At 67.6% G+C, this 12,820-nt stretch carries 12 protein-coding genes and 1 pseudogene; 3 read left to right on the plus strand and 10 right to left on the minus strand.

Features of this window, described 5'->3' with window-relative positions; all coding sequences use genetic code 11:
- Window positions 1–33: 33 nt before the first annotated feature.
- The 5 genes from MHN80_RS16075 to MHN80_RS16095 form a co-directional block, all read right to left on the minus strand.
- Window positions 34–831 carry a fructosamine kinase family protein gene (locus MHN80_RS16075; RefSeq protein ID WP_239402622.1) on the minus strand — a complete coding sequence of 266 codons (798 nt, stop codon included), beginning with the start codon at window positions 829–831 and terminating at the stop codon, window positions 34–36.
- Window positions 828–1,751 carry an SDR family oxidoreductase gene (locus MHN80_RS16080; RefSeq protein ID WP_004022565.1) on the minus strand — a complete coding sequence of 308 codons (924 nt, stop codon included), beginning with the start codon at window positions 1,749–1,751 and terminating at the stop codon, window positions 828–830. Before MHN80_RS16080 ends, MHN80_RS16075 begins: the two co-directional genes overlap by 4 nt.
- 88 nt (window positions 1,752–1,839) lie before the next feature.
- Entirely contained in the window at window positions 1,840–2,862 is a 1,023-nt protein-coding gene (locus MHN80_RS16085; protein WP_239402623.1) for an N-acetylmuramoyl-L-alanine amidase, read from the minus strand.
- Window positions 2,863–3,074: 212 nt separating this feature from the next.
- Window positions 3,075–4,133 (minus strand): GTP-binding protein, encoded by a 1,059-nt coding sequence (locus MHN80_RS16090; protein ID WP_239402624.1) that lies wholly within the window; start codon window positions 4,131–4,133, stop codon window positions 3,075–3,077.
- A complete protein-coding gene (locus tag MHN80_RS16095) occupies window positions 4,130–4,990 on the minus strand; it encodes a rhodanese-related sulfurtransferase (protein WP_239402625.1) in 861 nt (286 codons plus the stop codon). The genes MHN80_RS16090 and MHN80_RS16095 overlap by 4 nt, the downstream gene beginning before the upstream one ends.
- Window positions 4,991–5,270: 280 nt before the next feature.
- Here MHN80_RS16095 and MHN80_RS16100 point away from each other — a divergent pair, with 280 nt between their 5' ends.
- From MHN80_RS16100 to MHN80_RS16110, 3 genes are all read left to right on the plus strand, one after another.
- The gene (locus MHN80_RS16100) at window positions 5,271–5,888 is read left to right on the plus strand and encodes a hypothetical protein (protein ID WP_231895983.1); all 618 of its coding nucleotides are present in this window, start codon (window positions 5,271–5,273) and stop codon (window positions 5,886–5,888) included.
- Between the two features lie 190 nt (window positions 5,889–6,078).
- Window positions 6,079–6,423: an Lsr2 family protein gene (locus MHN80_RS16105; protein WP_004022570.1), complete on the plus strand. Its 345-nt coding sequence runs from the start codon at window positions 6,079–6,081 to the stop codon at window positions 6,421–6,423.
- A 90-nt stretch (window positions 6,424–6,513) separates the two neighbouring features.
- A complete protein-coding gene (locus tag MHN80_RS16110) occupies window positions 6,514–7,560 on the plus strand; it encodes a PHP domain-containing protein (RefSeq protein WP_239402626.1) in 1,047 nt (348 codons plus the stop codon).
- Here MHN80_RS16110 and MHN80_RS16115 read toward each other — a convergent pair.
- The 5 genes and pseudogenes from MHN80_RS16115 to MHN80_RS16135 all read right to left on the minus strand — a co-directional run bounded on the left by MHN80_RS16115 (window position 7,514) and on the right by MHN80_RS16135 (window position 12,777).
- Window positions 7,514–8,806, minus strand: coding sequence for a cation:proton antiporter (locus MHN80_RS16115; protein ID WP_239402627.1), 1,293 nt, complete (start codon window positions 8,804–8,806; stop codon window positions 7,514–7,516). The genes MHN80_RS16110 and MHN80_RS16115 overlap by 47 nt on opposite strands.
- A 58-nt stretch (window positions 8,807–8,864) precedes the next feature.
- Window positions 8,865–9,959 carry an LLM class flavin-dependent oxidoreductase gene (locus tag MHN80_RS16120; RefSeq protein ID WP_239402628.1) on the minus strand — a complete coding sequence of 365 codons (1,095 nt, stop codon included), beginning with the start codon at window positions 9,957–9,959 and terminating at the stop codon, window positions 8,865–8,867.
- A gap of 32 nt (window positions 9,960–9,991) precedes the next feature.
- A pseudogene (locus MHN80_RS16125) lies at window positions 9,992–11,064 on the minus strand (ABC transporter substrate-binding protein).
- A 32-nt stretch (window positions 11,065–11,096) separates the two neighbouring features.
- A complete protein-coding gene (locus tag MHN80_RS16130) occupies window positions 11,097–11,885 on the minus strand; it encodes an ABC transporter ATP-binding protein (protein WP_239402629.1) in 789 nt (262 codons plus the stop codon).
- Between the two features lie 40 nt (window positions 11,886–11,925).
- Window positions 11,926–12,777 carry an ABC transporter permease gene (locus tag MHN80_RS16135; RefSeq protein ID WP_064571109.1) on the minus strand — a complete coding sequence of 284 codons (852 nt, stop codon included), beginning with the start codon at window positions 12,775–12,777 and terminating at the stop codon, window positions 11,926–11,928.
- Between the last annotated feature and the right edge of the window lie 43 nt (window positions 12,778–12,820).

The following is a 12,820-nucleotide window of genomic DNA, read 5'->3' on the forward strand; positions in this document are numbered from 1 at the left end:
CGTCGGGAGTCACGCGGACGATTATCGCGCGCGTCAACCACGCGCGAGCGCCGAGGCCGCCCGCGCCGCCCGCCCCAGCGACGACCCGTATCCAGGGCCGTGCCCGGCAGCGTGCACGGCGAGCGGATGCAGTTGATGGACGGCGACGCGGTCCGTCCTACCGGCGACGAGCGGGTGAACGTCCTGGTACCCGTCGACGATCGCATCGAGGTGCGGACAGCCGAAGAGCGCGAGCATCGCGAGGTCGGTCTCCCGATGACCGCCGTGCGCGGCCGGATCGATCATCACGACACCCGCGGGAGTCCACATCACGTTGCCGTTCCAGAGGTCGCCGTGGATCCGCGCCGGCCCCTCGTCGTCGTCGAACACGCCGTCGGCGATCAGTGCGCATGCGTCACGGACCGCGTCCTCGTCGGCGGCGGTGAGGTTGCCGGCCTCGCGGGCGGGCACGAGATACGGTTCCACCCGTTCATGCGCGTAGAACTCGCCCCAGGACCGGTACTCGACCGAACTCAGCGGCCGCCTCCCGATGAACAACTGACCGGAGAACGGCGTACCGTCCGGACCAGCAGGCGGAGAACCGAAATGCGGGGCCCCGGCGTCGTGCATCCGAGCGAGCGCGGCCCCGAAGTCGCGTGCAGCCGCGGGGGTCGGCCGGCCGAACTCGAGACGCTCCAGCTCGATGGCGTGTTCCTCGAGCGAGATCACCTGTACGACAGGAGCACCCGCGTCACGAAGCCAGCGCAGGCCTGCGGCCTCGGCCGCGAAGAAGTCGGGATGGCCGCCCGGCGGGCCGCTGTCGCGCAGCGTCTTGACGAAGGTGGGACTCACCGGGGCGAGTGCTCGTCGGCTGCCCTCGCCTCGAGGCTCCGCGCGCTCACCCGGGCGAGCCGGTCGAAGCGGTCGTTGGCCACCCGCATCGCTATCTCATAGGGCAGCGCGAACTTTCGCGCCCACCAGTATCCGAATCGGATGTCGAACGAGGTGTAGACCAGGAAGCGGTTCTTGCGGACGCCCTTCAGGATCGCGGCTGCCGCGACATCCGGCGACACCGCGACCTTGTGAAAGCCGTTGATGGCGGCCTTGATCCGCGGATTCTCGCGGTCGACACCGACGATCTCGACGGAGTCCACGAGGGGCGTGTCGACGCCACCCGGGCACACCAGCGACACCCCGATACCGTGGCGCCGCAGATCGAATCGCAGCACCTCCGACACCCCGCGCAGACCGAATTTGCTGGCGCTGTAGGCGGCGTGCCACGGCAGCGCCAACAGACCGGCTGCTGACGACACGTTGACGATGTGGCCGCCGCGGCCGCGTCGGATCATCTGCGGCACAAAGCTTTCGATGATGTGAATCGGCCCCATCAGGTTGACGTCGACCAATGTGCGCCAGTGGCGGTGTTCCAGGTTCTCCACCGTCCCCCAGGCCGAGATGCCGGCGATGTTCATCACCACGTCCATCACCCCGACCTCGGCGTCGACCTGCCGAGCGAACCCGGCCACCCAGTCGAAGTCCGAGACATCGCCCGCGACGTGATAGAGAACAGTTCCATCGGCCGCGGTGATGCCCGCGACGACCTCGTCGAGCTGGTCGGCGTGGAGGTCGGTCAGCACCAGTTCGGCACCCCGGGCCGCGGCGGCCTGGGCGGTGGCCCTGCCGATTCCGCTCGCGGCACCGGTGATGAGTACCTTGCGGCCGCGCAGCGACGGCACCGGGGTGTCCATGAACAGCAGCTCTTTGATACCCATGACGCGAGGTTAGCCGTCCGCCGCGGCCCAGCTGCGCCGATCGGCGGATCAGCAGGTCAGGCCCCATCTGTCAGCCGACCACACGCACTCAGCCGATCGGCAGCTTCCCGTCGAACAGTCCGTAGACGATGGTCAGCATCGCCTTGAGCACCTGAGCGGACACGTCTTGGCCCTGCGTCATCAGGAGGCGCGCCACGGCTTCGGGATCTTCGGTGGCGAGGAGTTGCTCGACGAACGGGATGATCGAGGACAGGCCACTCGCGTCGTCGGTGGGTGTCGACGGCGCCGGCCCGGCTCCGGTCGCGGCGTTCCCGTTGACATAGTTCAGGATGCCGTCGGTGATGGCCATGGCGTACTTGACCTGACCGTCACGCCCGGCGAGGGCCTTCGCCTCCCCCGGATTGGCGAGATTGCCCATCTCGATGAACACCGCAGGCACCTTGGTCAGGTTCACCGCCGCGATGTCGGAACGGGTCTGGATGCCGTCGCGCACGCCGGCGTAGTTGGCCGACGGGAACCCGGCCTTGACGAAGGCGTCCCGCATCGTCGTGGAGGCCTTGCGTCCTTCGCCGGACTGCACACGATCGACGGTGGCGTCCGGGACCGGCAGCGAGGGCACGATCATGTGAAAGCCCTTCTTGGACTCGTCGGCTCCACGCGCCGTCGAATCGGCGTGCAGGCTGACCGCGACCGCGGCACCGGACCGACTGGCTGCGGCCGCGCGTTCGTCCACGCAACCGCCCCACCCGGTGTCATCCGGGCGGCTGAGGACCACGCGTGCCCCCTGGCTCTCGAGACCGGCTTTGACGAGCTGGCCGATCTGCCAGTTGACGGTGTGCTCCCTGGCGCCGTTCACCCCGGTGGCGCCGCTGGTCTGACAGTCCTTCTTGCCGCCACGCCCATCGGGAACCTGCGCCTTCAGGTCGTGGCCGGCCGCCGAGGCCTGATGACCCGGGTCGAGGAAGACCGTCTTGCCCGCGAGGGCCGTGCCCCGGGCGGGGGCCGCGTCGGCCGTGGGCGCGAACAGGTTAGACGCCACCACCGTCGAGGTGGCCGCGATCACCGCGAACGCGATCGAGGTCAGGCGTCGTGTTGTCGTCTGTCGGAACATGTTCTGTCGAGGCCGCGACGCACGCTGGGTGCGCTGGTCACTTGCCTCACTCCCTCCCGTTGAGTACCACTGGTCACACTGGTCACAGACTTAACAGTGAAACAAATGAACCCGGGGATCCGAAATGGTCGTCCTGGCACAACGGGATTTCGTTAGGGAGATGTGACTTCCGCGATCGGCGTGTCCGGCGTGGCGCGGTCGGTCGGCGACGTTCAGTCCGCCAGGTGCCGTAAGACCCCGAGGATGCCGTTCTCATCTGCAGCATCCGTCGGGCGGGCGAGCGCGGCGTCGAGTTCGGCACGCACGGCCGCCACGTCGAGCCCACGCCCGATCGTGACCAGCTCGGTGACCGGGCGACGGTCTCCCCACGGCTCGCGCAGCACCCGGACGAATCCGCCCACACCGTGTACGACGAACCGCTGTCGGTGCCGCGGCACATCGAAATGGACGATTCCCTTGATCCGGAAACAACCATCCGGCGGTCGTTCGAGGAATCGGGCGAGGCGACGTGGGTCCATCGGCCGGTCGCTGGAGAACGACACCGACTCGTACGCCGCGTGCAGGTGCTCGTGATGGTCGTGACCACCCTCCTCCAGCAACAGCTCGTCGAGGGTCAACTGGCCGGGGCCGGCCTGTTCGACCTCCCGTCGGGCGAGGTCGAACAGCAGCTCCGGATCGATCGCCGCATTGCGGGTCGCCACCCGCGGGGCGGTCGCATTGAGCTGTGCGACAAGCTCTTCGACGGCGCGTCGGGTGTCATCCGAGATCAGGTCGACCTTGTTGACGAGGACGAGATCGGCGATCGAGACGTGCGCGTCCAGCTCCGGGTGCGTGCGGCGCACCGCTTCGATGTGTGCCGCGTCGACGACGTACACCAGTCCGCCGTAGCGGAGTCGCGCGTCGGCGACCGACGTCACCATCCGGATGAGCGCTTTGGGCTCGGCGATCCCGCTCGCCTCGATGACGATGGCATCGATCCCCACGCTCGGCCGGACCAACGAGGTCAATGCGTCGGCTAGGCCATCGGCGTCGACGGTGCAGCACATGCACCCGTTGCCGAGACTCACTGTGCCGTCGGCCTGCGCCGAGACCAGCAAGGCGTCGATGTTGACCTTGCCGAAATCGTTGACCAGTACGCCGAGGCGCGTGCCGGTGGCCCCGGCGGACCGCAGCAGATGGTTGAGCAGCGTCGTCTTGCCCGAGCCGAGATATCCGGCCACCACCACGACCGGGACCGGACCGCGACGATCGGAAGTCCTCACGGTGCTCATCCGTGGGCTTCGGGTCCCAGGCAGTCCGGGCAGATGACGGCGAGGTCGCGTCCGTCCCGATCCGGATGGTTCGCGACGTTGCTCGTCGGACGGCCACAGTCGACACACCGGCCGAGCACCTGAGCACGGTCGGAGAACTGCACGCCCATCCGGTCGTCGAAGACGTACAGCGACCCCTGCCACAGCCCGTCGTCACCGTAGCGCTCGCCATATCGCACGATTCCGCCGTCGAGTTGATAGACCTCGGAGAAGCCACGGTGCCGCATGACCGTGGAGAGGACCTCGCAGCGGACCCCGCCCGTGCAGTAGGTGACGATCGGGCGGTCCTTGAGGTGATCGAAGGCACCGCTCTCGATCAGCGGCACGAAGTCCCGGGTGGTGCGCGCCTTGGTGGTGACCGCGCCGGCAAACCGACCGACCTGCGCCTCGATCTCGTTGCGACCGTCGAAGAAGACCACGTCGTCACCGCGGGCGTCCACGAGCTCGTGCACCTGCTCCGGAGTCAATCGGGTCCCGGTGTCGACCACGCCGTTCTCATCGACCTCGATCTCGTCGGGGACCCCGAAGGTCACGATCTCCGGGCGGACGCGCACGCTCAGCTTCGGGAAGTCCCGACCGGTGCCGTCGGACCACTTGATGTCCGCTCCGGCGAACCCGGGGTACGCGCGGGTCGTCCTGACGTAGCGTTTGACCGCGGCGATGTCGCCACCGACGGTGCTGTTGATCCCGTGGCGTGACACGATGATCCTGCCCCGGACCCCGAGCGACTCGCACACCGCCAGCTGCCACAACCGGATGGCCTCGGGATCGGGCAGCGGGACGAAGACGTAGAACAGAACGATCTTGGGGGTCGGCACAGTGCAAGGGTACGGAAATCGGCGACCCCGCCCCGAATCCACATCGGGGTCTCGCGATCACCGATTCCTGCGCGTGATCTGCGCAACCGCGGCAATCGGGACGCTGTCCGTTTCGGCCGCCCTCGCCGGGTGCTCATTGCCGTCCGAGTCGGGCCCCTCTCGAATCGTCATTCCGCCCACCGACGAGTTGTCGACGGTGACCGAGACAGAGTCCTCGTCGACGACGTCGACAACCGGAGAGGACTCGGCGCAGAATCTGCCCGAGTGGACAATCGGGCGAGTGATCGCCATGGCCCCACGCGTCGACAATTCGCGTTTCCATCAGGGCTCGGTGACCGAGGATTCACCACTGCAGGATTCGTCCGGCTTCCATTTCTCGACACCGGACCGCGCGGTGAATTGCTCCACCGGCACCAACGGCACGTCGACGCTCGCCTGCCGGATCGACGACGAGCAGGGCGACGACTCCCCCGCGCGACCTCCCTCGTCCGTCCCCGCGGCCTGCGACTGGGAGCGGGATCTCGCCATCCTCGGACCGGACGGCCCGCAGCGCGGAGCATGTGCCAATCGATATCCCGTTCTCTATCGGAGTTCGATTGTCGACTTCGGCCGGACCATTTCTATATCCCGCTTTTCTTGCCTCGTTGAGACCGCGGGGATGTTTTGTCTCGAATCCAGATCTAAATCGGGATTCGCAATCACACCGAACGGTTACCAAACGATCTATGCAGCAGATCGGGCACCTGAATCGCTGGTGAGCGTATCCCCCGAGGAATCGGACGAATCGTCCCGCCGGACCGCTGGGGCGGACTCCACGACCGTGACCACACCGACATCGAACCGGACCGCCACTCCGCGTAACCCGGGTCCGACCACCAGCACCGAGCCGACCCGTTAACAATCGGCCGTGTCTCGACTTCCCTAATGCTATTCAATGATTTATGGTCTAGGCGGGGGTTCTCAGCAAGTGCTCATGGTTTGAGTCTAAGCTGTGCACAGTTGGAATAGATCAAAACGGGGGGACGCAGGTTTCAGGCCTCGCGCGTCCGTCTTGGTCGGATGACACAATTCGAGGGGACAAGCGTTTCATGGCGAAAAAGGAAATCGTTCAGGTCATCGACGATCTCGACGGCAAGGTACTGGATCAGTACGAAACCGTCCGGTGGTCGCTCGACGGAAAGAACTATGAGTTCGACACATCGTCGAAGCATGCGCAGCAATTCCGCGATTCGCTGTCGAAGTACCTCGACATCTCCCGTCAGACCGGTCGTGTGACCAAGCGCGCGACGACGGCCTCGGCGGCGACCGGGGGCGGCCGCAACAAGGAGACCACCAAAGCGATCCGCGAATGGGCCATCAAAGAAGGTTACGAACTCAGCGATCGCGGTCGTATCCCGCAGAGCATCATCGAGGCCTTCGAAGCCGCACACTGACCGGTCAGACCTGACCGTCACCGAACACGAGACCCACTGCCCGGCCGCACTTCGCGAGCCGGGCAGTCGGCGTCGGGAGGACTGTTCACGATGAGGTCCTTCACCCCGCTGTCGGCCCCGGTCGACCCGGTTGGTGCACTCGAACGCATCTCGTGGCTGCTCGAGCGTCGTCGCGAGAGCACCTACCGCGTCGAGGCCTTCCGCCGCGCCGGACAGGCAGCGGCCGGACTCGATCCGTCCGAGATGCAGGCGCGAGCCTCCGCCGGCACCCTGACCGCGATCAAGGGCATCGGCAAGACCACTGCGGCCGTCATCAGCGAGGCCGCCGCCGGCGAGCTGCCTGGGTACCTGGCGCGGCTGCAGAGCGAGGACCCGCCCACCGCCCCCGACGACGCCGCCGGTCTCGTCGAGGCCGTGGTCGGTGACCTGCACGCCCATACCGACTGGAGCGACGGCGGGGCGCCGATCGACGAGATGGCCGCCGCCGCAGAGGCCTCGGGTCACGACTGGCTCGCCATCACCGACCATTCGCCCCGCCTCACGATCGCGAACGGGCTGAGCGCAGAACGCCTCGCCTCCCAGATCGAGGCGATCGATGCCTGGAATTCCGCTCACGCCACCAGTTTTCGCCTCTTCCGTGGGATCGAGATCGACATCCTCGACGACGGCGCGCTCGATCAGACCGACGAGATGATCTCGCGGCTCGACGTCGTGACCGCATCGGTGCATTCCAACCTGCGGATGGCGCACGCCGCGATGACCTCCCGGTTGGTCGCCGCGGTCTCCGATCCACGCGTGCACGTCCTCGGTCACTGCACGGGGCGCCGGGTGTTGAGCGGTCGAGGCCACCGACCGCCCTCGACCTTCGATGCCGAGGCCGTGTTCGACGCGTGTGCCGCCAACGACACCGTCGTCGAGATCAATTCCCGTCCCGAACGGGTCGACCCGCCCGACGAGTTGATCGAGATCGCGCGGGACGCCGGCTGCCTGTTCGCGATCGACTCGGACGCACACGCGCCCGGGCAGCTCGACTTCAAGATCCTGGGCGCACGCCGCGCCGCGGCACACGGTATCGACCCGGATCGGATCGTCACGACGTGGTCGTCGGAGCGGCTGTCGGAGTGGCTCGCCCGATGAGCCGGGCGATCAGCGGGAACAGCAGCACTGTCGTCGCTCCGGCAGCCACGAGAATCGACGCGAGTTCATCGGACATCAGCTCCGACGACACGGCGACCTGGGTCACCGCGACGATGATCGGCAGGCCGGTCGCCGCGAAGAACGCCAACTGGGTCCGCTCACTGGGCCTACGGTGGAAGTAGCCGTCGTCGAGCCGCCCGGCGCCGGCCCACACGGGTCCGCCCCGCGCGATCGCGATGGCGAGGATGAGCACCACCCACAGGCCCGGTTCCGACGCCACCGCCGAGACATCGATGTTCATCCCCGAGGTGACGAAGAAGATCGGGATCAGAATCCCGAAGCCGATGACCTCCAGCGACGTGCCCACCTGCGGGTGTTCCGGACCGATGAGGCGACGCAGGATGAGTCCCGCGGCGAAGGCACCCAACACGACGTCGAGGTCGAAGACGGAGGCCACCGTCATCAGCGAGACCAGCAACAGCACGACCACTCGGACGGGCAACTGCACTGTGCCCCCGGCGGCCTCGCGAATGGCGGCGCCGATGCCCGGCACGCGCGCCAGAATCCGCTGTGGCGCAGCCGATATCAGTAGCGCCGCGATCGCGAACAGCAGGAGTACGACCACCGCCGCGCCGATGCTGCGGCTCGTCAGCAACAGCGACATGGCCACCACCGGCCCCAACTCCCCGACAGCCCCGTGTGCCATCACCGCCCGCCCCAACCGGGTCCGTTCGAGTCCGGCTTGTTTGAGGATCGGCAGCAGCGTTCCCAGAGCGGTGGACGACAGGGCGATGGCCACCGCGACGTGGGCGGTGAAGCCTGTCTCGCCGAGGCCCAGCGCCAGGGTCACCGCAACCAGCGTCACGGCGGCCAGCGCAATCAAGAGACTGACCAGCCAGGAGATCTGCGCGATCCGGCCGGTCCGGCCGCCCAGCAGCTTCGGGTCGAGCTCGTATCCGGCGAGCAGGAAGAGCATGCCAAGCCCCAGCTGGCTCAACACGTCGATGCCGTCCTGCGAGGCCACGTCGAGCGCATGCGGGCCGATGAGGATGCCGAATCCGAGCAGCAGCACGGCGTCGGGCACATATCCGCGCGACATCCGGGACAGGAGCGGTGAGATCACCGCCACGAGCGCGATCCAGAACAGCGACACGGTCACCGAGGTCGCGGAGTCCCCGGACTCCGCGAGAACGAGCACAGGACCACTCGAGGCCGTGTCGACGAGCAGAGCCTCCGCCGGTGTCATGGATGACATGGTGGCACGAGCGGGCCCAGGTGCGACGGGCGCCGGGAGCGGAGCGACGTCAGCTCAGGGCACCGACGCGATCCCGGATCACCGGCAGCACACCTTCGGCGAACCAGTGCGCCTCTTCGATGTGCGGATAGCCCGACAGGATGAAGTGTGCGAACCCTTCGGATTCGTACTCGCCGATCAGCGCCGCGACCTCGTCGTAGCTACCCACGAGTGCAGTGCCGGCTCCTCCGCGGATGAGGCCGACACCCGCCCACAGACCGGGATGGATCTCGAGGGCGTCGCGCCGTCCGCCGTGCAGTTCGGCCATTCGTCGCTGACCGGTCGAGTCCGAGCCCGAATGCAGGGCGAAGGCCGTCGCGATCTCCTCGTCGGAGATCCCCTGCAGCAGGGTGTCGGCTACCCGCCACGCCTCCGCGGAGGTCTCGCGCGCGATGACGTGAAGTCGCACACCGTATTCCAGCGACCGGCCGACGGCCGATGCGCGGCGTGCCACCTCCGCGATCTTCTCCCCCGCCACCGCAGGCGGTTCGCCCCACGTGAGATAGACCTCGGCCCGTGACGCGGCGACCGTCAGCGCCGGGTCCGACGAGCCGCCGAAGAAGATCTGCGGCTTGACCACCGGCGGATCGGGCAGGAACGCCCCGGCGATCTGATAGAACTCACCGTCGAAATCGACTGTCTCCCCGGTCCAGAGCCGCTCGACGATCTGCAGGAACTCGTCGGTGCGCGCATAGCGGCGATCGTGGTCGACCCAGTCACCGAATCGTCGTTGCTCCACCTCGTCGCCCCCGGTCACGATGTTGACCGCAACCCGGCCGCCCGAGAACCGTTGGAGCGTCGCGGTCTGCTGCGCCGCGAGGGTCGGCGAGATCAGCCCGGGCCGGAACGCCACGAGGAACTTGAGTTGCTCGGTGTGCGTGATCGCGGCGGCGGTGGTGAGCCACGCGTCCTCGCACCAGGTTCCGGTCGGGGTCAGGACACTCTCGTAGCCGAGCCGGTCGGCGGTGCGTGCGACGTCGATCAGGTAAGGCAGTTCCGGCGCCCGGTAACCCGGGGGATGCCGTTTGGTCGCTGATGCGTGCGAGGCGCCGACGATTCCGCGGCTGTCGCCTGCGGTCGGCAGAAACCAGTGGAAATGACTCACGAAGATCCCTTCCTGCGGATGGATGGGCGGGTCTAGGACTGAGGCGTACCGAACAGCGGTGCCAGCGATTCGTCGTAGCGGTTGTCGACGAACGACGCGAAATCGACCTGTCCCTGCAGCTGACCGGAGTCGGCGAAGGCGTCGGCGAGTTTCTGCTGCGACGCCACGACGCTGTCGTCGAGTGCGATGGCAGGCCGCAGGCTGCGGCCCTGCGCGACCTCGCCCGCCCGCGGATCGATCCCGACCTCGGCGGAGTACTGCTCGGCCCAGGCATCCGGGTTCGCCTTCGCCCAGTTCGCGGCGCGCGCGATGCCGGTCGCGAGTTCCCGGATCGCGGTGTTGCGACGCGGGTCGGCGAGCGCCTCGTCACCGGCGATACCGAAGCCGAAGCCATTGGAGACGCCCTCGGCGGTGACGAGCGTCTTCGGAGTGTTCTCGAGCTGCACGATCGCGGTGTACGGATCCCAGATCGCCCACGCGTCGCGTTGCCGGAAGTGAACGCCGACAACGCATCCGCAGGCTGCAGGAACACCGGTTCGACGTCCTTGCCGGGCCCGAGGGTCAGGTTGACCTTGTTCAGTTGCAGCAACAGATGTCCATGCGCCGAGCTGCCCTTGGCCACGGCGACCTTCTTGCCCTTGAGGTCGGCGACCGAGGCCAGGGGCGAGTTGCCCGGGATCAGGATCGCGTCGCCGCTGGCGTTGTTCGCGTACCCGGTGACGATCTTGACCTTCGCGTTCGCCGCTGCGCCGAAGATGGGCGGCGTGTTCCCGGTGACGGCGAAGTCGATCTTGCCCGCCGTCGCGGCCTCGATCTGCGGTGGGCCGGAGGTGAACGTGGAGAATTCGACGGTGAACGGGAGCTTCTCGAGCTCGCCCGAGGCACGCAGCAGGGCTTCGGTGCCGCCCTTCTGGTCTCCGACACGAAGAGTGAGGTCCTGCAGCGAGGCGACGTCGACCGTCTCGTTCGCGATCGATTCGGCGTTGTCCTCGCGTTGGACGCATCCTGCGAGGCCCATGGTCAGGGCGGCGGTGGCCAGCACGGCGGCGAGCACACGGCGCCGTCGGGGACGGGCGGCGCGCACGGGGGCAAGGTCGTTGGTCATCGAGGGTGCCTTCGGGTTCAGGGGTGGACTGGTCAGCGCGTCGTGTCGGCAACGCCGAGGGCGGTCAGCAATTCGGCTCGCAGGCGCTGGATCTCGGAGTCGGGATCGTCGGGTTCACCGGTATGCCGCGGGCGCGGCACGGCGAGGTCTTCGACGATCGTGCCGCCGGCGAGGACGACGACGCGGTCGGCGAGCCGCAGCGCCTCGTCGACGTCGTGGGTGACGAGCAGCGCGCCGAAACCGTTGTCGCGCCAGAGACGAATGAGCAACTCGTGCATCGTGCGTCGGGTGAGTGCATCGAGGGCACCGAACGGCTCGTCGAGCAGCACGAGCTGCGGACGTGCGACGAGGGCACGGGCGAGTGAGACCCGTTGCGCCTGGCCGCCCGAGAGCTGCGCGGGCCAGGCACCTGTCTTGTCGCTGAGACCCACCTCGTCGAGAGTGTGGCGCGCCCGCTCCCTGGCCTGCGACTTGCCGACCTTCTCGCGCACGAGGCCGAAGGCGACGTTCTGCAACACGGTGCGCCAGGGAAAGAGTCGCGGTTCCTGGAACGACACCGCCGGGTGGCCTGCGGTGCGCACGGTGCCCGCCTCGGTGGTCGACAGGCCGGCGAGAAGTCGCAGCAGCGTCGACTTCCCGCTGCCGCTGCGTCCGATGAGCGCGACGATCTCGTGCGCGCCGACTCGCAGCGTGACGTCGCGCAGCACGGGATTGTCCCCGTAGCTCAGGCTGGCGTGTTCGACTTCGGCGGCGTAGGCGACCGGGCCGGCGGGCTTCTCGGCGAGCGGAACCTCGAGATCTCGGGTGGCGATGGCGGTCATGATCGGGCCTCCTTGACTCGGGATGTTCGGGATGGGACCGTCACCGGTTCTGGTACCGCGTCGTGTAGCGCTCCAACGCCCGCACGATGGCGTCGGTGATCAATCCCAGTGCGGCGTAGACGATCAGGCCGAAGAAGATGATGTCGGTGCGTAGGAAGTCACGAGCGTTGTTGATCAGGTACCCCAGTCCGGAGGTCGCCGCGATCTGCTCGGCGACGATCAGGCTCAACCAGGCGATGGCCAGGGCCTGTCGGAGGCCGACGAGGATCTGCGGCATCGCGCCGGGGATGATGAGGTCCCGGACGGTGGTCAGCCGCGAGAAGCCCAGGACCCGTGCGGTTTCCACCAACCGTCCGTCGATCTGGCGAATCGCGGCCGACGTGTTGAGATAGAGCGGGAACAGTGCGCCCAGTGACACCAGCAGGACTTTCGGCATCTCGCCGATGCCGAACCACAGGATGAACAACGGGATCAGACCGAACAGCGGAAGTGCGCGGATCGCTTGCATGTTCGGGTCGATGGCCGAGTCGGCGAACTTGCTCAGTCCGACCAGCAGGCCGAGCCCGATCCCGACCGCGACGCCGATCGTCAGTCCGATCGCGACCCGCTGCGCCGACGCCGCGATGGCGTCGAGGAGCTGCCCATTGCCGAGGACTTCCCAGCCGGCTTCGGCGATCAGCGACGGTGCGGGCAGCTTGTCCTGCGGGATGATCCCCAGTGCGCTGCCCACCTGCCAGAGCACGAGGACCGCGACGGGCGACAGGGCGCGCAGGATCGTGTGCAGCCGGGAGGATCTGGCTGCCTTGACCGACGCCGATGAGTCATCCGGCGAACCCGGCTTCGCTGCTCGCGGGACGCCGGGCGCGCTGATACTGAGTGTTCGGTCGGCCACGTGCGGCAACGTTACGAATCGGGAAACACTCGCGACACCGTTG

This window comes from Gordonia sp. McavH-238-E (assembly GCF_022348225.1).
GTDB classification, from domain to species: Bacteria; Actinomycetota; Actinomycetes; order Mycobacteriales; family Mycobacteriaceae; genus Gordonia; species Gordonia terrae.

Coding starts and splice junctions, on each gene's coding strand:
- MHN80_RS16080 (WP_004022565.1), bottom strand. CDS start 1,751: ATGGGTATCAAAGAGCTGCTGTTCATGGACACCCCGGTGCCGTCGCTG.
- MHN80_RS16085 (WP_239402623.1), bottom strand. CDS start 2,862: ATGTTCCGACAGACGACAACACGACGCCTGACCTCGATCGCGTTCGCG.
- MHN80_RS16090 (WP_239402624.1), bottom strand. CDS start 4,133: ATGAGCACCGTGAGGACTTCCGATCGTCGCGGTCCGGTCCCGGTCGTG.
- MHN80_RS16105 (WP_004022570.1), top strand. CDS start 6,079: ATGGCGAAAAAGGAAATCGTTCAGGTCATCGACGATCTCGACGGCAAG.
- MHN80_RS16110 (WP_239402626.1), top strand. CDS start 6,514: ATGAGGTCCTTCACCCCGCTGTCGGCCCCGGTCGACCCGGTTGGTGCA.
- MHN80_RS16115 (WP_239402627.1), bottom strand. CDS start 8,806: ATGACACCGGCGGAGGCTCTGCTCGTCGACACGGCCTCGAGTGGTCCT.
- MHN80_RS16130 (WP_239402629.1), bottom strand. CDS start 11,885: ATGACCGCCATCGCCACCCGAGATCTCGAGGTTCCGCTCGCCGAGAAG.